The 19580-nt window shown below is 54.9% G+C and carries 19 protein-coding genes; 11 read left to right on the top strand and 8 right to left on the bottom strand.

Going from position 1 to position 19580, the window contains the following annotated elements; translation table 11 throughout:
* Positions 1–2 precede the first annotated feature (2 nt).
* Positions 3–1007, top strand: a complete 1005-nt coding sequence (ruvB, locus tag NYE92_RS05055; protein WP_013026077.1) for a Holliday junction branch migration DNA helicase RuvB — start codon at positions 3–5, stop codon at positions 1005–1007.
* On the opposite strand, the gene znuB is transcribed toward ruvB, so the two are convergent.
* Both znuB and znuC read right to left on the bottom strand, forming a co-directional pair.
* A complete protein-coding gene (gene znuB / locus NYE92_RS05050) occupies positions 1008–1793 on the bottom strand; it encodes a zinc ABC transporter permease subunit ZnuB (RefSeq protein ID WP_014593886.1) in 786 nt (261 codons plus the stop codon). It abuts the gene before it with no gap.
* Entirely contained in the window at positions 1790–2545 is a 756-nt protein-coding gene (znuC, locus tag NYE92_RS05045; RefSeq protein ID WP_014593885.1) for a zinc ABC transporter ATP-binding protein ZnuC, read from the bottom strand. The genes znuB and znuC overlap by 4 nt, the downstream gene beginning before the upstream one ends.
* Positions 2546–2622: 77 nt before the next feature.
* Between znuC and znuA the strand changes: the two genes are divergently transcribed.
* The 3 genes from znuA to lpxM all read left to right on the top strand — a co-directional run bounded on the left by znuA (position 2623) and on the right by lpxM (position 6004).
* Positions 2623–3570 (top strand): zinc ABC transporter substrate-binding protein ZnuA, encoded by a 948-nt coding sequence (gene znuA / locus NYE92_RS05040; RefSeq protein ID WP_013026074.1) that lies wholly within the window; start codon positions 2623–2625, stop codon positions 3568–3570.
* A gap of 14 nt (positions 3571–3584) precedes the next feature.
* Positions 3585–4916, top strand: a complete 1332-nt coding sequence (gene mepM / locus NYE92_RS05035; RefSeq protein ID WP_013026073.1) for a murein DD-endopeptidase MepM — start codon at positions 3585–3587, stop codon at positions 4914–4916.
* 113 nt (positions 4917–5029) lie between these two features.
* Positions 5030–6004, top strand: a complete 975-nt coding sequence (gene lpxM, locus NYE92_RS05030; protein WP_019105099.1) for a lauroyl-Kdo(2)-lipid IV(A) myristoyltransferase — start codon at positions 5030–5032, stop codon at positions 6002–6004.
* A 29-nt stretch (positions 6005–6033) separates the two neighbouring features.
* On the opposite strand, the gene NYE92_RS05025 is transcribed toward lpxM, so the two are convergent.
* The 3 genes from NYE92_RS05025 to NYE92_RS05015 all read right to left on the bottom strand — a co-directional run bounded on the left by NYE92_RS05025 (position 6034) and on the right by NYE92_RS05015 (position 9952).
* Positions 6034–7266 (bottom strand): MFS transporter, encoded by a 1233-nt coding sequence (locus NYE92_RS05025; RefSeq protein WP_014593881.1) that lies wholly within the window; start codon positions 7264–7266, stop codon positions 6034–6036.
* Positions 7267–7351: 85 nt separating this feature from the next.
* Positions 7352–8794 carry a pyruvate kinase gene (gene pyk, locus NYE92_RS05020; RefSeq protein WP_013026070.1) on the bottom strand — a complete coding sequence of 481 codons (1443 nt, stop codon included), beginning with the start codon at positions 8792–8794 and terminating at the stop codon, positions 7352–7354.
* Between the two features lie 294 nt (positions 8795–9088).
* A complete protein-coding gene (locus NYE92_RS05015) occupies positions 9089–9952 on the bottom strand; it encodes a MurR/RpiR family transcriptional regulator (RefSeq protein WP_014605676.1) in 864 nt (287 codons plus the stop codon).
* A gap of 370 nt (positions 9953–10322) precedes the next feature.
* Here NYE92_RS05015 and zwf point away from each other — a divergent pair, with 370 nt between their 5' ends.
* Both zwf and NYE92_RS05005 read left to right on the top strand, forming a co-directional pair.
* Positions 10323–11798: a glucose-6-phosphate dehydrogenase gene (zwf, locus tag NYE92_RS05010; protein ID WP_013026068.1), complete on the top strand. Its 1476-nt coding sequence runs from the start codon at positions 10323–10325 to the stop codon at positions 11796–11798.
* Positions 11799–11984: 186 nt separating this feature from the next.
* Positions 11985–12623: a bifunctional 4-hydroxy-2-oxoglutarate aldolase/2-dehydro-3-deoxy-phosphogluconate aldolase gene (locus tag NYE92_RS05005; RefSeq protein ID WP_014605677.1), complete on the top strand. Its 639-nt coding sequence runs from the start codon at positions 11985–11987 to the stop codon at positions 12621–12623.
* Positions 12624–12677: 54 nt separating this feature from the next.
* Here the strand turns inward: NYE92_RS05005 and purT are convergent, their stop codons facing one another.
* Positions 12678–13856, bottom strand: coding sequence for a formate-dependent phosphoribosylglycinamide formyltransferase (gene purT, locus NYE92_RS05000; RefSeq protein ID WP_014605678.1), 1179 nt, complete (start codon positions 13854–13856; stop codon positions 12678–12680).
* Positions 13857–14026: 170 nt separating this feature from the next.
* On the opposite strand from purT, the gene NYE92_RS04995 reads away from it, so the two are divergent.
* Together NYE92_RS04995 and NYE92_RS04990 are read left to right on the top strand one after the other, a co-directional pair.
* A complete protein-coding gene (locus NYE92_RS04995; RefSeq protein ID WP_015700169.1) occupies positions 14027–14671 on the top strand; it encodes a tellurite resistance TerB family protein in 645 nt (214 codons plus the stop codon).
* A 116-nt stretch (positions 14672–14787) separates the two neighbouring features.
* Entirely contained in the window at positions 14788–16860 is a 2073-nt protein-coding gene (locus tag NYE92_RS04990; protein WP_014605680.1) for a prolyl oligopeptidase family serine peptidase, read from the top strand.
* Here the strand turns inward: NYE92_RS04990 and exoX are convergent.
* Positions 16844–17515 carry an exodeoxyribonuclease X gene (gene exoX, locus NYE92_RS04985; protein ID WP_015700171.1) on the bottom strand — a complete coding sequence of 224 codons (672 nt, stop codon included), beginning with the start codon at positions 17513–17515 and terminating at the stop codon, positions 16844–16846. The two genes, NYE92_RS04990 and exoX, sit on opposite strands and share 17 nt — an antisense overlap.
* Complete coding sequence (locus NYE92_RS04980) at positions 17515–17745, bottom strand: DNA polymerase III subunit theta (protein ID WP_019105100.1); 231 nt, start codon at positions 17743–17745, stop codon at positions 17515–17517. Before NYE92_RS04980 ends, exoX begins: the two co-directional genes overlap by 1 nt.
* Before the next feature lie 150 nt (positions 17746–17895).
* Between NYE92_RS04980 and copC the strand changes: the two genes are divergently transcribed.
* The 3 genes from copC to NYE92_RS04965 are packed head-to-tail and all read left to right on the top strand — an operon-like array spanning position 17896 to position 19525.
* Positions 17896–18270, top strand: a complete 375-nt coding sequence (gene copC / locus NYE92_RS04975) for a copper homeostasis periplasmic binding protein CopC (protein WP_013026061.1) — start codon at positions 17896–17898, stop codon at positions 18268–18270.
* Between the two features lie 4 nt (positions 18271–18274).
* Positions 18275–19150, top strand: coding sequence for a copper homeostasis membrane protein CopD (copD, locus tag NYE92_RS04970; protein ID WP_019105102.1), 876 nt, complete (start codon positions 18275–18277; stop codon positions 19148–19150).
* A gap of 27 nt (positions 19151–19177) precedes the next feature.
* Positions 19178–19525: a YebY family protein gene (locus tag NYE92_RS04965; RefSeq protein WP_014593872.1), complete on the top strand. Its 348-nt coding sequence runs from the start codon at positions 19178–19180 to the stop codon at positions 19523–19525.
* Positions 19526–19580 lie beyond the last annotated feature (55 nt).

Raw genomic sequence — 19580 nt, 5'->3', positions numbered from 1 at the left:
TCATGATTGAAGCCGATCGCCTGATCTCCGCTGCCAGCATTAACGAAGAAGAGGGCCTCGACCGCGCCATTCGTCCTAAGATGCTGACCGAATATGTGGGCCAGCCGCAGGTGCGTGAGCAGATGGAAATTTTCATCAAGGCGGCACAACTGCGTGGTGATGCGCTGGATCATTTATTGATTTTTGGCCCTCCTGGGCTGGGCAAAACGACGCTGGCCAACATTGTGGCCAACGAGATGGGCGTTAATCTGCGCACGACCTCCGGCCCGGTGCTGGAAAAAGCGGGCGACCTGGCCGCGATGCTGACCAACCTCGAACCTCATGATGTGCTGTTCATTGATGAAATCCATCGTCTTTCACCGGTCGTGGAAGAGGTACTTTATCCGGCTATGGAAGACTATCAGCTGGATATTATGATTGGTGAAGGTCCGGCTGCGCGTTCCATCAAACTGGATCTGCCGCCCTTTACGCTGATTGGCGCCACCACGCGGGCAGGCTCGCTGACGTCACCCCTGCGCGATCGCTTCGGCATCGTGCAGCGTCTGGAGTTTTATCAGGTAAAAGATTTACAGCACATTGTGGGACGCAGCGCCGCCTGCCTTGGTCTGGCACTCAGTGAAGAAGCGGCCCTGGAAATCGCCCGCCGGTCACGCGGAACGCCACGTATTGCCAATCGCCTGTTACGTCGGGTAAGGGATTTTGCTGAGGTGCGCGCGAACGGTGTACTGAGCGGTGATGTCTCGGTGACGGCGCTGGATATGCTGAACGTGGACAGCGAAGGCTTCGATTATATGGATCGAAAACTGTTGCTGGCCATTATCGATAAATTCACCGGTGGGCCGGTCGGGCTGGACAACCTGGCGGCAGCGATTGGCGAAGAGCGGGAAACCATCGAAGACGTGATTGAGCCGTTTTTAATTCAGCAGGGCTTTATTCAGCGCACGCCGCGCGGCCGGATGGCCACGCAGCATGCCTATCGCCACTTTGGTATCACCAAAGAAGCCTGATCACAGCGCCGGTTTGCGCACCATGCTGAAGAGAAAAAGGATGGCGGCGCACAGCACGACGGAAGGGCCGGCGGGCGTGTCATAAAACGCCGAGAAGGTTAAGCCGCCGGTCACGGCAATCACGCCAATCAGTACGGCCACCGCCGCCATCATTTCGGGTGAACGCGCAAAGCGCCTGGCGGTGGCAGCCGGAATGATCAGCAGCGATGTGATGATCAGCGCACCAACAAACTTCATCGCCACACCAATCGTCAGTGCGGTTACCAGCATCAGCATCAGCCGGGTGCGTTGAATATTCACGCCGTCGACCTGTGCCAGCTCGGGGCTGATTGTCATCGACAGCAGTGCGCGCCACTGCCAGGCCATAACCGCCAGCACGAATATCACACCTGCAGCCATGGCCCAGAGATCGCTGGGCGTTACCGCCAGCAAATCGCCAAACAGGTAGGCCATCAAATCCACCCGGACGTTCGACATCAGGCTCACCACGACCAGTCCGAGCGAAAGCGCACTGTGCGCCATGATGCCCAGCAGTGTATCTATCGCCAGATGCGGGCGACGCTCAAGCCAGACCAGACCCAGTGCCAGACAGACCGTGACCAGGATCACGGCATAGTAAGGGTTGACGTTGAGCAGCAAACCAAAGGCGACGCCGAGCAGTGAGGCATGCGCCAGCGTGTCGCCGAAATACGACATCTTGCGCCAGACGACAAAAGAGCCCAGGGGGCCCGCCGCCAGCGCCAGCATCACGCCGCCCAGCCAGCCCGGAAGCAGTAATTCAATCATGATGGACCCGGTCCTTTGCGTAATACGATACGTCCCTGAAGGTCGTGACGGTGATTATGGTGATGACGATAGATAGCCAGTTCCTGCGCACCGCGCGGGCCGAACATGGCAATGAATTCGGGATGCTGCGACACCGCCTCAGGCGTACCTGAACAGCAAATGTGATGGTTAAGGCACAGCACCTCATCCGTTTTCGCCATGACTAAATGCAAATCATGGGAAACCATGAGCACGGCGCAGTTCAGCTCGTGTCGCAGTTGATTGATCAGATCGTAAAGCGCGACCTGCCCGTTGACATCCACACCCTGCGTCGGTTCATCAAGCACCAGCAACTGAGGCTGATTGAGCAAGGCGCGAGCCAGTAACACGCGCTGCGTTTCGCCGCCCGACAGTTTCTGCAACGGCGAGGTCAACAGGTGACCCGCCTGAACGCGTTTCAGGGCAGGCAAAATATCCTGATTGCGCGCACCGCGCGACAGGCGCATAAAACGTTCGACCGTGACCGGCAGCGTGGGATCGATATGCAGCTTCTGTGGCACGTAGCCGATGCGTAAGCCCGCACTGCGACTGACCCGACCGGAGGAGGGCGCAAGGAGGCCAAGCACCACCCGAACCAGCGTCGATTTGCCCGCGCCGTTAGGACCGAGCAGGGTTAAAATTTTACCAGGATGAAGTTCCAGACTCACGCCAGATAAGACCTGACGTTGATCAAAACTGATGGATACGTTTTCAAGTGTGACAAGTGATGGCATAAGATTTACAGGTTGCACAGAATTTCGAATGTTATAATATCACATCCAATCTGTTGATGACGAAGGAATGACGCATTATGTTACATAATAAAAAAGGGGGCTTTTTGACCCTGACGGCGATGGCTTTCGCCACCTCTGCTGCCTTACCCGCTCACGCCGATATTGTGGCCTCCATTAAGCCCGTTGGGTTTATCGCCTCGGCCATTGCTGACGGCGTCACACCCGTGGAGGTTTTGCTGCCGGATGGCGCATCCGAACACGATTATGCCCTGCGCCCCTCTGATGTAAAACGCTTACAAAACGCGGACTTAGTTGTTTGGGTTGGCCCTGAAATGGAAGCCTTCATGACAAAATCTGCGGCGTCTCTGCCGGAAAAAAAGAATCTTGAGATCGTGCAAATTTCCGGCGTAAAACCCTTGCTACTGCGTGGAGGTGAAGACGATGATCATCACGACCATGATGACGCAGAGCACGATCATGATGAAGCGCATCATCACCATCATGGTGAGTTTAATATGCACTTGTGGATGTCACCAGAGATAGCGAAAAAAACCGCGGTTGCAATCCACGGAAAATTATTGGAACTTATGCCGCAGGATAAAGCCAAACTTGACGCCAACCTGCAGCATTTTGAGGCAGAATTAGCGGACACAGATAAGCGCATTATCTCACAGCTTGCCCCCGTTAAAGATAAAGGGTATTTCGTTTTTCACGACGCTTACACGTACTTTGAAAAACACTACGGTCTCTCGCCTACCGGGCATTTTACCGTTAACCCTGAGATTCAGCCGGGTGCACAGCGCTTACATCAAATTCGAACACAGTTGGTTGAGAAAAAGGCCGTTTGCGTCTTTGCTGAGCCACAATTCAGGCCGGCGGTCATCGATGCTGTTGCCCGTGGAACCCAGGTGCGTAAAGGCACGCTTGATCCGCTGGGTACAGACATCAGCTTAGGAAAAGACAGCTATGTGAAATTCCTCTCACAGCTGTCGAGCCAGTATGAGACCTGCCTGAAAGGAGCATAGAGGAATAGTTCAACGTGCAGCAGATAGCCCGCTCTGTCGCCCTCGCATTTAATAATTTGCCGCGCCCCCACCGCGTTATGCTGGGATCGTTAACCGTAGTGACTCTGGCCGTCGCCGTCTGGCGGCCTTACGTCTACCATCCCAGTAATGATGTGACGCCCATCGTCAAAACCATCGAACTGGACAAAAACGAATTTCGTACACTGCTTCCCGAAGCCAGTGAACCCATCGACCAAAGTACCCCAGAGCCGGATGAAGAACTCCCTGCAGATGATGTCGATCAGGACGTCGCCGACAGTGCTGGCACGCATGAATACACGGTTTCTTCTGGCGATACCCTGAGCAGTGCACTTAATCAGTACGGCATTGATATGGGGGACATTAACGCCCTGGTCTCCAGCGATCGCGATCTGCGGAATTTGCAGGTCGGGCAGCAGCTCAGCTGGACATTAAACGATGACGGCGCGCTGAACACCTTTAGCTGGGAAATTTCGCGTCGTGAAACCCGCACCTATACGCGCACGGATAGCGGCGGCTTCAAAATGCAGTCGCAGATGCAGCAGGGCGAATGGCGCAACAGCGTGATGCAGGGTGAGATACACGGCAGCTTTGCCGCCAGTGCCCGTCGGGCCGGTTTAACCAGTGGCGAAGCCAGCAGCGTGATCAAAGCGATGCAGTGGCAGATGGATTTCCGTAAGCTGCGGGCAGGCGATAAGTTTAGCGTGCTGATGTCGCGTGAAATGATGGACGGCAAGAGCGCACAAAGCCAGTTGCTGGGGGTGCGTTTGCGCAGTGGCGGTAAAGATTATTACGCCTTCCGTGCTGATGACGGCAAGTTCTATGACCGCAGCGGTGCAGGACTGGCGCGCGGCTTTATGCGCTTCCCCACCGTCAAACAGTATCGGGTGTCCTCTAACTTTAATCCCCGCCGCCTTAATCCTGTGACGGGTCGCATTGCGCCGCACAAAGGCGTTGATTTCGCCTTACCGATCGGTACGCCTGTGCTGGCGGTCGGTGATGGTGAGGTCGTGGTGGCGAAAAACGGCGGCGCCGCCGGAAACTATGTGGCTATCCGGCATGGTCGTCAGTACATGACGCGCTACATGCACCTGAAGAAAGTGTTGGTGAAGCCAGGTGAAAAAGTGAAGCGCGGCGACCGCATTGCGCTGTCAGGCAACACAGGCCGTTCTACTGGCCCGCACCTGCACTTTGAGATCTGGATTAATAACCAGGCGGTTAATCCCTTAACGGCTAAGCTACCGCGTATGGAAGGCCTGACCGGTAAAGAACGGACGCAGTACCTTACCCAGGTGAAAGGCTGGTTACCTCAGCTGGGGCTAAAGTAAGTTTTTCGCTAAAATCGACGGCATTGCCGTCGATTTTTTTATCTCTGGCGCAGGATGATTGCAAATTTACTCGTCGCCACTATCATTAGCCCGTCATTGATTGAGGCGAGTGCATGGAAACCCGTAAAAAAAATAACAGCGAATTTATTCCCGTTTTTGAACGATCTTTTTTAAAGCCTAAATACTGGGGCAGCTGGTTGGGTATTGGTGCACTGGCAGGCATCGCCCTGATGCCCGCCACCGTGCGCGATCCGCTTCTGGGGCGGCTGGGCAAAATGGCCGGAAAGCTGGCGAAAGGCGCGCGTCGTCGTGCGCTGATTAATCTCTATTATTGCCTGCCTGAATTAAGCGAATCTCAACGCGATGCGATCGTTGATCAGATGTTTGCCACTGCGCCACAGGCGATGGCCATGATGGCTGAGTTGGGGATGCGCGATCCGGCACAAATTCGTCAGCGCGTTGAGTGGCACGGTCGGGAAATTATTGACCAGTTGCAGGCCGACAAGCAGAACGTTATTTTTCTGGTACCGCATGGCTGGGCTGTCGATATTCCTGCTATGCTGCTGGCCTCAGAGGGCCAAAAGATGGCAGCCATGTTCCACAATCAGAGCGATCCGCTGGTGGACTATGTCTGGAACCGTGTCCGTCGCCGCTTTGGTGGCCGTATGCATGCGCGCAATGATGGCATCAAGCCGTTTATCAGTTCGGTTCGTCAGGGCTACTGGGGCTATTATCTGCCTGACCAGGATCACGGTCCGGAGCACAGCGAGTTTGTCGATTTCTTTGCGACCTATAAAGCCACTTTGCCCGCGGTGGGGCGACTAATGAAAGTCTGCCGTGCCCGCGTTGTACCACTGTTTCCGGTCTATAACGGTGAAAGTCACAAACTGGAAATTTATGTTCGCCCTCCCATGGACGACTTACTTGACGCGGATGACCGCCAACTGGCGCGCAGGATGAATGAGGAGGTGGAGGTGTTTGTGCGTCCGCATCCGGAACAATATACCTGGATACTCAAGCTGCTGAAAACTCGCAAAGAAGGTGATATCGAACCCTACTCGCGCGACGAGCTTTATCCACGTAAATAATCATCAGGCCGCATTGCGGCCTGAAAGCTTCAGAGAGGCGTTACTTTTGCGTGACGTTTACGTTCACGCAGGAACATCAGCACCAGCCCAAACCACATCACGCCGCTGATAAAGTTGATCAGGCTAAACCAGATGACCCCGCCGTTGAAATAGAAGTGCTTCGCTAACTCAATGCCGATAGCCAGGGTCAGAATACTGACCATGCCCAGCATGGCCGCCACGCTGCCTTTTCCTTCATCACTGGCATACAGTGTCAGACGATAAAGTCCTGCATTGACCATGCCGCCGCCAAAGGCATACAAACTTAGTCCCGCCGTGATAAAGAGATAGCTGTGCGCGTCAATCAGGGTAGCTGACAGGGCAAGGCTCAGGCCCAGCAGTATCGGCCATGCCGCAAACTTTACTGGCTGCTCTATCGGCATGCGGCCTACCACCTTACTCAGCGTCACATTGCCCGCAATCATCGCCAGAAAAACCGGAAGCTGGAGCAGGGCATACTGCATGCGGGAAAGGCCCTCATCGCGCATTAAAATCACGGGTGACAAGGCAACCCAGGTCAGAATGGGAATGAATACCAGCCCGATAGCAAAGGAGCCATACATCACCTGGCGATCTTTCAAAAGACGGCCGTAATTACGTGCGAGCACGGGCAGCGCAACAGACTGAGTGCGATCGCCTGCGGTTTCAGGCATCACCCGCCATAAAACGAGAAAAGCCACGGCGCTGCAGGCGGCAAACAGCCAAAACATACTGCGCCAGCTGCCTACGGTTAGCCAGGCTGCACCCGCCAGCGGTCCGGCGAGCGGGGCGAGCAGGGCCACATTCGCCATGAGCGCCATAATCCGCACCGCTAAGGCTTCTTCAAACGCTTCCTGAATGGCGGCATAGCCCACCGCGCCGATGAAGCACAGACTGATGCCCTGCACAAAACGCAGGCTGACAAACTGCTGAATATCACTTACCCAGGTTGTGAGAATGCAGGCGGACGCAAAAAAGAGAATGCCGAATAGCAACACGGGCCTGCGGCCATATTTATCCGATAGCGGGCCGAGTAACCACTGGAGCACGACGCCGCCCAGTAAGTAGGCCGTCAGAGAGGTTGATACCCATTCTGCGCCAACGTTGAATTCGGCGGTGACCAGTAACATGCCGGGTTGGATCATGTCGTGCGCAATATAGGTTGCAAACTCGTAGAGCACCATAGCCAGTGGGAACAGCATTATGCGCCCCGTAAGCTGGCTGATGGGTTGATAACGGGCCATCTGGCCTCCTTGTGGAAAAACAAAAACGCGACTGCAGGGCAGTCGCGTTTCCAATGGTAATACAGGTGATGAGAAAAAGGCGGAATTAATCGACGCGCAGCACACGACCTGTGTTGGTTGTTCCGGTTGCGCCCATCACGTCACCCTGGGTGACCACGACAAGGTCACCCGACAGCAGAAAGCCTTTATCACGCAGCAGATTAACCGCGTCGTGCGCGTTTGCTACGCCCTCATTATTGCTGTCAAAGAATACCGGCGTCACGCCACGGAACAGCGCCGTGATGTTCAGCGTGCGCTCGTGGCGCGACATGGCGAAAATCGGCAGGCCAGAGGTGATGCGCGAGGTCATCAACGGCGTACGGCCTGATTCCGTCATCGTAATAATGGCGGTCACGCCCTGCAGATGGTTGGCCGTGTACATGGCTGACATCGCGATGGCTTCTTCGATGTTGTCAAACTGCACGTCAAGGCGGTGTTTAGAGACGTTCACGCTGGGGATTTTTTCTGCACCCAGACACACTTTTGCCATCGCCGCGACCGTTTCAGCCGGGTACTGGCCTGCGGCGGTTTCAGCAGAGAGCATCACGGCATCGGTGCCGTCCAGCACGGCGTTGGCAACGTCCATGACTTCAGCGCGGGTGGGCATTGGATTGGTAATCATGGATTCCATCATCTGGGTTGCCGTGATGATGGTACGGTTAAGCTGACGGGCGCGGCGGATAAGCGCCTTCTGAATACCCACCAGTTCCGGATCGCCGATTTCAACGCCAAGATCGCCACGGGCCACCATGACCACGTCTGAGGCCAGAATGATGTCGTCCATCGCCTCCTGCGAGGCAACGGCTTCAGCACGTTCTACCTTCGCCACCATCAGCGCATCACAGCCTGCGTCGCGCGCCAGACGGCGCGCATAGTGCATGTCTTCACCACAGCGCGGGAAAGAAACGGCCAGGTAATCCACATTGATTTTGGCTGCGGTGATGATGTCTGCTTTGTCTTTTTCGGTCAGGGCTTCGGCTGATAACCCGCCGCCCAGTTTGTTGATCCCTTTATTGTTGGAGAGCGGGCCGCCTACCGTAACTTCAGTAAAGACTTTTACGCCCTGAACTTCCAGCACCTTTAACTGTACGCGACCATCATCCAGCAACAGAATATCGCCAGGCACCACGTCTTCAGGCAGACCTTTATAGTCGATGCCCACGCGCTCTTTGTCGCCTTCGCCTTTACCCATCGCCGCGTCCAGCAGGAAACGATCGCCGACGTTCAGGAACACTTTGCCTTCTTTGAAGGTCGAGACACGGATCTTAGGGCCTTGCAAATCGCCCAGAATGGCAACATGACGTCCCAGTTTTGCGGCAATCTGACGGACTTTATCAGCACGCAACTGATGATCTTCAGCCGTGCCGTGAGAAAAGTTAAGACGCACGACGTTGGCGCCAGCTGCAATGATTTTTTCGAGGTTGTTGTCGCGGTCAGTGGCTGGGCCGAGGGTAGTTACGATTTTGGTTCTTCTTAAACGTCGAGACATAGGGATTCCTTTGGAGTTTGGAACTGAGCTGAATCGTTACATTTTAAGGTGTTAGCCCATCAGATACTGCTTACCACACAGAGGTATTATTATACATTCGAGTGTGTCAGAACTGTGGCACTGCGCCATAACCCTGTCGAGAAAGGGCGATTTTGTTAGATACAATACTGAGACTCATCAAGGAAGTCATCCCCCTCACGGCATTAGCGAAAGCTTAATTGACCAGGCGCATATGATGTCACTTTTCCGATCGCTTTTACGCGGTATCGGGAAAATGAACCCAGGGCACAGAGATCAGACGCTATCGTTATCGGCAATGGCAGGTTTGTCGTAACGAGATGACTTTAGCGCCTCTTTTACCCGCTTCAGGTTCTGCCTGAAAGCGGGCCCCCGTTCCAGGGTAAAACCGGTCGCCAGCAGGTCGATCACGGTGAGTTGAGCCAGCCTGGACACCATCGGCAGATAGATATCGGTATCCTCGGGCACATCGACGAGCAGCGCCAGCGAGGCTTCATGGGCAAGTGGCGATCCGGCTGAGGTAATGGCGATAACGGTCGAGCCGTTGGCCTTTGCCATCTGCGCTAGCTCAACCATGTTGCGGGTACGGCCGGTATGAGAGATCAAAACAAACACCTCGTTGTCGCGGCTGTTGATACAGCTCATTCGCTGCATCACCACATCATCTGACCAGATAACCGGCAGGTTGAAGCGTAAAAACTTGTTGAAGGCGTCGTGTGCCACCACAGCGGAGGCACCTAAACCAAAAAAAGTGATTTTATCGGTATGCGTCAGATAGCTCACGGCCTGCTGCAGCGCGGCAAGATCGAGATGCTCCCGCACCCGCTGAAGCCCGGCCAGGGCAGAATCGAATATTTTCTCACTGTAACGCTCAACGCTGTCATCTTCCTGCACGTCCCGACTGAGCCAGTTAGGGGACTTGACCAGCGCCTGAGCAAGTTGAAGCTTGAAGTCGGGAAAACCCGCCGTGCCAAGATGGCGGCAAAACCGGTTGACGGTGGGCTCACTCACTTCCGCCGCCCGTGCCAGCGTAGCAATACTGGAATGTATCGCCTGCTCCGGAGAAGCAAGGATATGTTGTGCCACTTTACGCTCTGACTTACTGAGCGCACTCATCTGCACCCGAATTTTATCCAACATAGTCCTGACCTGATAAGCGTGGAATATCTGTTAATATGAATAATTACTGTTGTTACAGGAAATTAACGGAGAATATACCCCGCCTGACCGAGGTGGGCGCAAGGTCTGATAAGTCTGCGGCCCTTTTTTTTGCGATAATCAGGCCCGTACTGGATTTTAGCCAGACAATATTTGACACAGAAAAATAACTGAAAGCGCACGTGTCAACATACCCCAGACGCTAATTGGGTGCAGAGTTAGCGTCGTGACGCCGCAGGCTGGTTTACCTGGCCTGGGGAAAAAAGTACATTGTGCTGAAAGAAAATGACAACTTGGACCCGGTGCTCAGGACGCAACGCCACCGGGACAATCCTGCAACGAGGAGAGGAAAATGGCGGTAACACAAATAGCCCAGGCATGCGATCTGGTAATTTTCGGCGCCAAAGGCGATCTCGCCCGTCGTAAACTGTTGCCCTCGCTGTATCAGTTAGAGAAAGCGGGCCAGATTCATGAAGAAACCCGCATCATCGGCGTGGGCCGTGCCGAGTGGGATAAAGCCGAATACACCAAAGTGGTGCGTGAGGCGTTAGAAACCTTCATGAAGGAAAAGATCGATGAAGCACTCTGGGACAAGCTCAGCAACCGTCTCGATTTCTGTAACCTTGATGTAAACGATACGTCGCACTTCCCACGCCTGGGTAAGATGCTGGACCAGAAAAGCCGTACCACCATTAACTATTTTGCCATGCCGCCCAGCACCTTCGGTGCGATCTGTCAGGGACTGGGCACGGCAAAGCTGAACGCTAAACCCGCGCGTGTTGTCATGGAAAAACCGCTCGGTACCTCGCTGGAAACCTCAAAAGAAATTAACGACAGCGTGGGTGAGTACTTTGATGAGAGTCAGGTTTTCCGTATTGACCACTATCTGGGCAAAGAAACGGTTCTTAACCTGTTAGCGCTGCGCTTTGCTAATGCCATTTTTGTTAATAACTGGGATAACCGCACGATCGATCACGTGCAGATTACCGTGGCGGAAGAAGTGGGTATTGAAGGACGCTGGGGCTACTTTGATAAAGCGGGCCAGATGCGCGATATGATTCAGAACCATCTGTTACAGGTTCTGACGATGATCGCCATGTCACCGCCTTCCGATCTCAGCGCCGACAGTATTCGTGATGAAAAAGTGAAAGTACTGCGCTCGCTGCGTCCTATCGATCAAACCAACGTCCGCGAGAAAACGGTACGTGGTCAGTACACCTCTGGCTTCGTTCAGGGCAAGAAAGTGCCTGGCTATCTGGAAGAAGAGGGGGCCAATAAGACCAGCGCCACCGAAACCTTTGTGGCTATTCGCGTGGACATCGATAACTGGCGTTGGGCAGGCGTGCCGTTCTACCTGCGTACCGGTAAACGTCTTCCGACCAAATGCTCAGAAGTCGTGGTGTATTTCAAAAACCCGGAGATGAACCTGTTTAAGGATTCCTACTCCCAGTTGCCGCAGAACAAACTCACTATTCGTCTGCAGCCTGATGAAGGCGTGGATATTGAGATCCTGAACAAAGTGCCGGGTCTTGATCACAAACACAAACTGCAAACCACCAAGCTGGATCTGAGCTACTCAGAAACCTTCAATCAGTCTCATCTGGCCGATGCCTATGAGCGCTTATTGCTGGAATCCATGCGCGGTATTCAGGCGCTGTTTGTGCGTCGCGATGAAGTGGAAGCGGCATGGACCTATGTAGATTCCATCATCGATGCCTGGGCAGCCGACGGCGACTCATCCAAGCCTTATCAGGCGGGAACATGGGGGCCGGTGGCCTCTGTGGCAATGATTACGCGTGATGGCCGCTCCTGGAACGAATTTGAATAACCACCCAGCCCGCCGCGAGCGGGCTTTTTTTTGCACCAACTCTCAAAAATGAACTGCCGTTTTAAAAATCTTTCCCGGTCATAGACGGGCAAACGGCGGATCCTGTATGGTAGTAGCGCTGTTAACCGGGCTGACCTGGCGATGTCCTCGCCGTGCTGCTCCCAATGTTATCCATCAGGGGACGTGATGAAAAACTGGAAAACGAGTGCCGAACAGATTCTGAAAACCGGACCGGTCGTACCGGTGATTGTGGTTAACAAGCTGGAACATGCCGTTCCCATGGCTCAGGCCCTGGTCGCCGGTGGCGTCAAGGTACTGGAGGTCACGTTGCGCACCCCTGTGGCGATGGATGCCCTGCGCGCCATCATTAAAAACGTACCTGACGCCATTGTGGGAGCCGGCACCGTGCTTAACACCCAACAGCTGCAGGAAGTCACGCAGGCGGGTGCCCAGTTCGTCATTAGCCCGGGGATTACCGAGTCTCTGCTTAAGGCCGCCGTTGAAGGCCCGATTCCGCTGATTCCCGGCATTAGCACGGTGTCAGAATTGATGACCGGCATGGACTATGGTTTGCGGGAATTCAAGTTTTTCCCTGCGGAAGCGAACGGTGGAGTAAAAGCGTTGCAGGCCATCGGCGGGCCTTTCCCTCAGGTACGCTTCTGCCCTACGGGCGGTATCTCACCGGCAAATTACCGCGACTATCTGGCTCTCAAAAGCGTGCTCTGTATCGGCGGTTCCTGGCTGGTGCCAAACGATGCACTGGAAGTGGGCGACTGGCAGCGAATCACGCAACTGGCGCGCGACGCTGTCGCTGGCGCGGAGTAATCTCCGGCGGGAAGTCAAACGCGAGCGGTGAGTCACTGACTCACCGCAATGGCACTATCCCTGAACGCTGACAGCCGCCGCGCTGGCAACGGCACGCGCAACGGCTTCTTCAGTTGTATCCGCACAGGCCAGGGCAACACCTAAACGGCGCTGACCGTCGATTTCAGGTTTGCCAAAGAGGCGCAGCTGCAAACCTGAACCCAATGCCGCCTCCACATTGACGAACTGCACGTTCTGACTGGTCAACTGCGGCAGGATAACGGCTGACGCGGAAGGACCATACTGGCGAACGGTGCCAATCGGCAGGCCAAGGAACGCACGCACATGAAGCGCGAATTCAGACAGATCTTGTGAAATCAGCGTCACCATACCGGTATCGTGCGGGCGAGGGGAGACTTCGCTGAACACCACTTCGTCGCCGCAGACAAACAGCTCTACGCCAAACAGCCCATAGCCACCCAGCGCTTTCACCACGGTTTCCGCAATGTGCTGCGCACGCTGCAGCGCCAGCTCACTCATTTGCTGAGGTTGCCATGATTCACGGTAATCCCCGTCTTCCTGGCGATGACCAATGGGGGCACAGAAATGAATGCCGTCAACGGCACTGATCGTTAACAGGGTGATTTCAAAATCAAACTTCACCACGCCTTCCACGATAACGCGCCCGGCACCCGCACGGCCGCCCTGCTGCGCATAGTCCCAGGCTTTTTCCAGCTGGCTGGCATCCCGGATAAAGCTCTGACCTTTACCTGAAGAGCTCATCACTGGCTTCACGATGCACGGAAAACCAATTTCGGCGGCGGCAGACACGAAATTATCTTTGCTGTCGGCAAAACGGTAGTGGGAAGTGGGAAGCGCGAGCTCTTCTGCTGCCAGACGGCGAATGCCCTCGCGGTTCATGGTCAGGCGCGCCGCGCGGGCGGTCGGCACGACGTGCTGGCCTTGCTGCTCCAGCTCCAGGAGTTTTTCAGTCGCAATAGCTTCAATTTCGGGTACGACGAAGTGAGGCTTTTCCTGCGCAATCACCGCGGCCAGCGCGTCACCATCCAGCATATTAATCACGTGGCTGCGATGAGCAACATGCATGGCAGGTGCATCAGCGTAGCGGTCAACGGCAATCACTTCCACACCCAGGCGCTGACATTCCAGCGCAACTTCTTTCCCCAGTTCACCGGAGCCCAACAGCATTACGCGCGTTGCACCAGGGCGCAGCGCAGTTCCAAGAGTCGTCATAAATTCCCCTAAAATCGAAGCAGTCAAAATGCGCGCGCAGTATATACGAAAACGTTTGCGTTCTCACCCTTCAGCTTATTTGCCTGGGTTTGCGCTACTTTTCCTGCTCTGACGTTTCCTGACATCTTTTTGGTAATGATGTTGTTTCTGAATGGTAAAGGGAGATGATGATGAATAACTGGCTGCAACAGATTCAATCGGTACTGGCTAAAAAAAGCAGCGAGGGTAAATCCAGCGGAGGATTAAGCGATATGCTGGCGCCGGGGGCTTTAGGCGGGCTGGCAGCCATGCTGGTGGCCAGTAAGTCATCCCGAAAGTTGTTAACGAAATATGGCGGTCAGGCTTTGATTATCGGCGGCGGGGCCGCGGCGGGTGCCGTGCTGTGGAACAAATATAAGCAGCGGGTACGCGAAACGCATCAAAACGATCCCGGCTTTGGTGAGTTGCAAACGCCAGTGGATCAGCGGGCGGAGCGGCTGGTGACCGCGCTGGTTTTTGCTGCTAAAAGCGATGGCCATATTGACGATCGGGAACGCGCGGCGATTGAGCATAATATTCACGAGGCTGGCTATGGTCAGGATGCCGAAAAACTCATCCAGCAGGCCATGCAGCGACCGCTGGACCCCGAGTGGCTCGCGGCGGACGTCAAAAATGAAGAAGAGGCGCTTGAACTCTATTTTCTGAGCTGCGCCGCCATCGATGTGGACCACTTCATGGAGCGCAGCTATCTTTCCGCCCTGGGCGATGCGCTAAAAATCCCGCAGGATGTGCGTGACGGCATTCAGCAGGATATCCTGCAGCAGAAAGCGGGCTAACCCGCACAGGGCCAGCGATATGGCCCTGCACAACCTCACATTGCCTTCACTTTACTTGGCATCTCTTTACATTAGTGCCACGCTTAGTGTTCATTACATTCAGCGGGACGGATGACATGAAAGCACCGAGCGCAAAAAAAATCCCTTACGAATTATCGCTGCATGGCGAAACGCGCATCGACAATTATTACTGGCTACGTGACGACAGGCGTGAAAACAGCGAGGTGCTGGACTATTTACGCGCTGAGAACAATTACGGCCAGAAAATCATGGGCTCACAACAGCCCTTACAGAATCGCATTCTGCATGAGATTATCGATCGCCTGCCGCCGCAGGACCACTCAGTACCCTATGTGAAAAATGGTTATCGCTATCAAAGCCGGTATGAAAGCGGCAATGAATATGCCGCCTATTACCGACAGCCCGCTGACAGCGATGAGAGCGACCCGTGGACACTGCTGCTGGATGCGAATCAGCGCGCATCACACAGTGATTTTTATACTATGGGCGCACTGCACATCAGCCCGGATAACCGGGTGCTGGCAGTGGCAGAGGACTTCCTTTCCCGGCGGCAGTACGGCATTCGTTTTCGCAATCTGGACAGTGGGAGTTGGTATCCGGAAGTGCTTAACGATGCCTCGTCCAGCTTTGCGTGGGCGAATGATTCACGCACCCTCTATTACGTTCGTAAACATCCGCAAACCCTGTTGCCTTATCAGCTATGGCGGCATGAGTTGGGTACGCCCCAGCACGACGATCGGTTAGTGTACGAAGAAAAAGACGATACCTATCACCTCAGCATTCATAAAACCACGTCGAAACAGTTCATCCTGATCGTGCTATACAGCACCAGCAGCAGCGAGATTCAGCTGATCGATGCGGATTTCCCGGACGCCCTTCCGCAGGTTTTTTTGCCCCGGCGGCGCGATCATGAATACAGTCTTGATCATTATGATCACACGTTCTTCATCCGCTCGAATCGCGAGGGTAAAAATTTCGGACTCTACCGTAGCCATTATCTGGATGAAGCGCGCTGGCAAACCGTGATCCCCGCGCGCGACCATATCGTAATGGAGGATTTCCAGCTTTTTCGTGACTGGCTGGTGGTAGAGGAGCGTCAGCGTGGGCTGACCAGCCTGCGGCAAATCAACTGGGAGACGGGAGAAACCAGCGGCATTGCGTTTGACGATCCCACTTACGTTACCTGGCTGGCTTACAATCCTACGCCGCGCACCAGTAAGCTGCGCTATGGCTATTCGTCCATGACCACGCCCGCCACGCTGTTTGAACTGGATATGGATACGGGGGAACGTCGCATCTTAAAACAGAGTGCGGTCAAAGACTTCAATCCGGATGAGTACAAAAGCGAGCACCATTGGATCACCGTTTCTGACGGCACAGAAGTGCCGGTCTCGCTGGTGTACCACCGCACCCATTTTCAGAAAGGGCAGAACCCCATGCTGGTGTATGGCTATGGCGCCTATGGCAGTAGCATGGACGCTGACTTTAGCGTCAGTCGGCTCAGCCTGCTGGACCGCGGGTTCATCTATGCGCTGGTGCATGTGCGAGGCGGCGGGGAGATGGGGCAGCAGTGGTATGACGGTGGCCGCCTGCTCAATAAGATGAACAGCTTCACCGATTTTATCGACGTGACAAACGGGCTCGTGGCGCGTGGATTCGGGCACCCGGACCGGCTCTATGCGATGGGAGGAAGTGCAGGGGGATTGCTGATGGGCGCAGTCATGAATCTGGCACCCACGCGCTATCACGGTGTGGTTGCGCAGGTGCCTTTTGTTGATGTGCTCACCACGATGCTTGATGAGTCTATTCCACTGACGACCGGGGAATATGACGAGTGGGGCAATCCGAATGACGCAGAGTACTATCGCTATATCCGGCAATACAGCCCATATGACAACGTTGCGGCGAAAACCTGCCCCCACCTGCTGGTGACAACCGGCCTGCATGATTCACAGGTACAATACTGGGAACCGGCAAAATGGGTGGCTAAGCTGCGTGAATATAAAACCGATGATAACCTGCTGCTGCTCTGCACCGATATGGACTCGGGGCACGGCGGTAAGTCTGGGCGCTACAAGGCCTATGAAGGCGTTGCCCTGGAGCTCACCTTCATCATCGCCCTTGCTCAGGGCAGTTTGCCTCCGGCCGCGCTTACGGAAGCTGACTAAGACACTTGCGCAGCGCCTGCCGTAACGGTGGGCGCAAATCTTTCACGTTATCCAGCATCCATTTCAGGTAACCCGGATCTTTTCGGGCCACCACGGCCAGCGCCTGACCACGATATTTACCAAACGGCAGCACATCATCACGCTGCGCGGCAGGCTGCGAGCGCAGACTCATTTCGTCCGCACGCCAGCCGGACAGTTCCATAATTCGAATGAGCAGCGCGGCCGTCACGTAGCAGTCGTACAGCGCCCGGTGAGCATGCAAATCCGCTGGCGGCGTCACATCCAGCTTGAGGCTGTGCCGGAGCGCCTGATTACCGTATTTAATGCCGGGCCATAGCTGACGAGCCAGCGTCATGGTACAGATCCACTCGCCGTGCATTTCCGGCAACATCCGGCGGTCAAAGCTGGCGTTGTGGGCCACGTAAAAGGGACTGCCGTGGTAGCGCAGGATGGCCTCTTCAATGGGCGGTTTGCCCATCACCATGGCTTCAGTAATGCGGTGCACGGCCATGGCCTGACGACTGATGGGGCGATCGGGTGAGACAAGATCGCTCATTGGATTGACGATTTGGCCGTCGATCACATCTACCGATGCAACCTCAACCACGCCGCCCTGCAGTCCGCAGGTTTCCGTATCGATAACGCGTAGCATCATTATTTCTGTTTAGGCTCGTAGGGCAGGCGTGACAGGTTGAGAGAGGCCTGGCGGTAATGCATTAAACGCTGACGAAACCAGTCCCGCAGGGCTTCAGGTTGTTCGTTGGCGACCATTTCTGCCACGACAGGCATGTTGTAGCGCTCTTTAAAAGCAACGCCTGCTGCAGCCAGATCGACATTGACTTTGTCTTTCTCTTCCTGCGACAGCAAGGCAAGGTTGTGACTCATGATATTCTCCCGATAAGCGTGACCAAAAGTAATGTTTTCCTCCTCCTGGCGCAAGGGACAGGATAGCATTGCTGGCCTCGACAGTTAAATTTCAGCGGCGTATTCTTGCGCCACGTTCGTGGCCTTTGCCGCCGTTAACAGGATGAAGAGATGAAAAAAACCGCGATTTCACGTGGGGTGCTGGCTCTGATCGCCACCGGCACAATGGTGTTTAGTCAGCTTGCACTGGCGCACGCCCATTTAGCGTCTTCGGTACCGGCAGCCAACGCGGCGGTAACGCCTGCGCCGCAACACATTACGCTGAGCTTCACCGAAGACGTTGAAGCCGCATTCAGTGGCGTTGACGTCATGAATGCACAGCATAAAGCCGTGGGTGAAAAGGCCCGGCTGGATGGCAAGCAGCACGACCGCCTGCGGGTTGATTTTGCCCAGCCGCTGGCGCAGGGCGCTTATCAGGTAAACTGGCACGTGCTGTCCGTTGACGGGCACAAAACGCACGGAAGCTATACCTTCACCGTGAAATAAAACCGTGACCCTGTTGTGGCTGGTGCTGCGCGCACTGCATTTCACGGCATTAATGTTGCTGGTTGGCAGTGCCTTTTACAGCAGGTTGCTGGCACCGGTTGCCTTTCGAACCTCGCTGGCCGCGCGATTATTTCCGCTAATGAAGTGGAGTACATGGCTGGCCCTGCTGTCGGCACTGGCGATGCTGGCCACACAAAATGTGTTGATGAGTGGTGACTGGCACAATTTGTCAGAGACGGCTGTGTGGCTGGCGGTATTTTCAACCCGCTGGGGCTCCGTGTGGCAATGGCAGCTCCTCTTTTCGCTGTGTAGCGTGGCTGCGATTGTCATGCGTGACCGCCCCCGTCAGCAGGTTTGGCTGTTAACTGGCCTGCTACAGACAGGCTGTCTGGCGCTAACGGGCCATGCCGCCATGCGCGAGGGTATCGCTGGGCTCCTGCAACAAAGTAACCAGGCCTTACATCTTCTCTCCGCCGCCTTTTGGGCGGGCGGGTTAGTGCCTGTGTTGGTGTTGATGCGCATGGCGCGTAACATCGAATACCGGACAGCCGCAATCCGCACCATGATGCGTTTTTCCCGTTATGGTCACGTTGCTGTCGCCTTAACGATAATTACCGGTATCGTTAACAGCCTGCTGATTGCCGGGGCGCCAGCAAACTGGCATCTCAACGATTATGTTGTACTGTTGTTGTGCAAGGCAGGGCTGGTCATGCTTATGGTGCTGATTGCGCTCTGGAATCGTTACTGGCTGGTGCCGCGCTTTCACATCGCGGGCCTTGCCGCACAACGACTGTTTATTCGCATGACCCAGCTGGAAATTGTGCTGGCATGCGGCGTAGTGGGGTTGGTCAGCGTGTTTGCTACGTTGTCACCAACCTGAATGATGAAAACCCCATAAAGGTAAGTTATGTTGCTGAAGAAAGCGATCCCCACACTGCTGTTATTAACGCTGGCTGGTCAGGCAGCAGCGGCACAAATCATCACCGTCAGCCGTTTCGAAATTGGTAAAGACAAGTGGCCGTTTAATCGTGAAGAGGTGATGCTGACCTGTGAGAAAGATGGATCGCTGTTTGCCATCAATCCCAGCACGCTGATGCAGTACCCGCTTAATGAGAAGGCGGAGGCTCAGGTCAATGCTAAGCGGGTGAAGGCACAGCCCATCAGCGTGATTCAGGCGCCGGATAAAGCGCATCCGGATCGGATGATGAGTCTGCAACCTGTCGTGGATCGTGCACAGGCGCTGTGCACAAAATAAGACCACGCAGGCAAGAGTGCGCAAATTTGTCTTACGGGTCACAAACCTGTCGGGT

It is taken from the genome of Pantoea sp. B566, assembly GCF_024793925.1.
GTDB classification, from domain to species: domain Bacteria; phylum Pseudomonadota; class Gammaproteobacteria; order Enterobacterales; family Enterobacteriaceae; genus Pantoea; species Pantoea ananatis.
The sequence above is the reverse complement of the archived record's forward strand: the minus strand, read 5'-3'. Positions and strand labels throughout refer to the sequence as shown.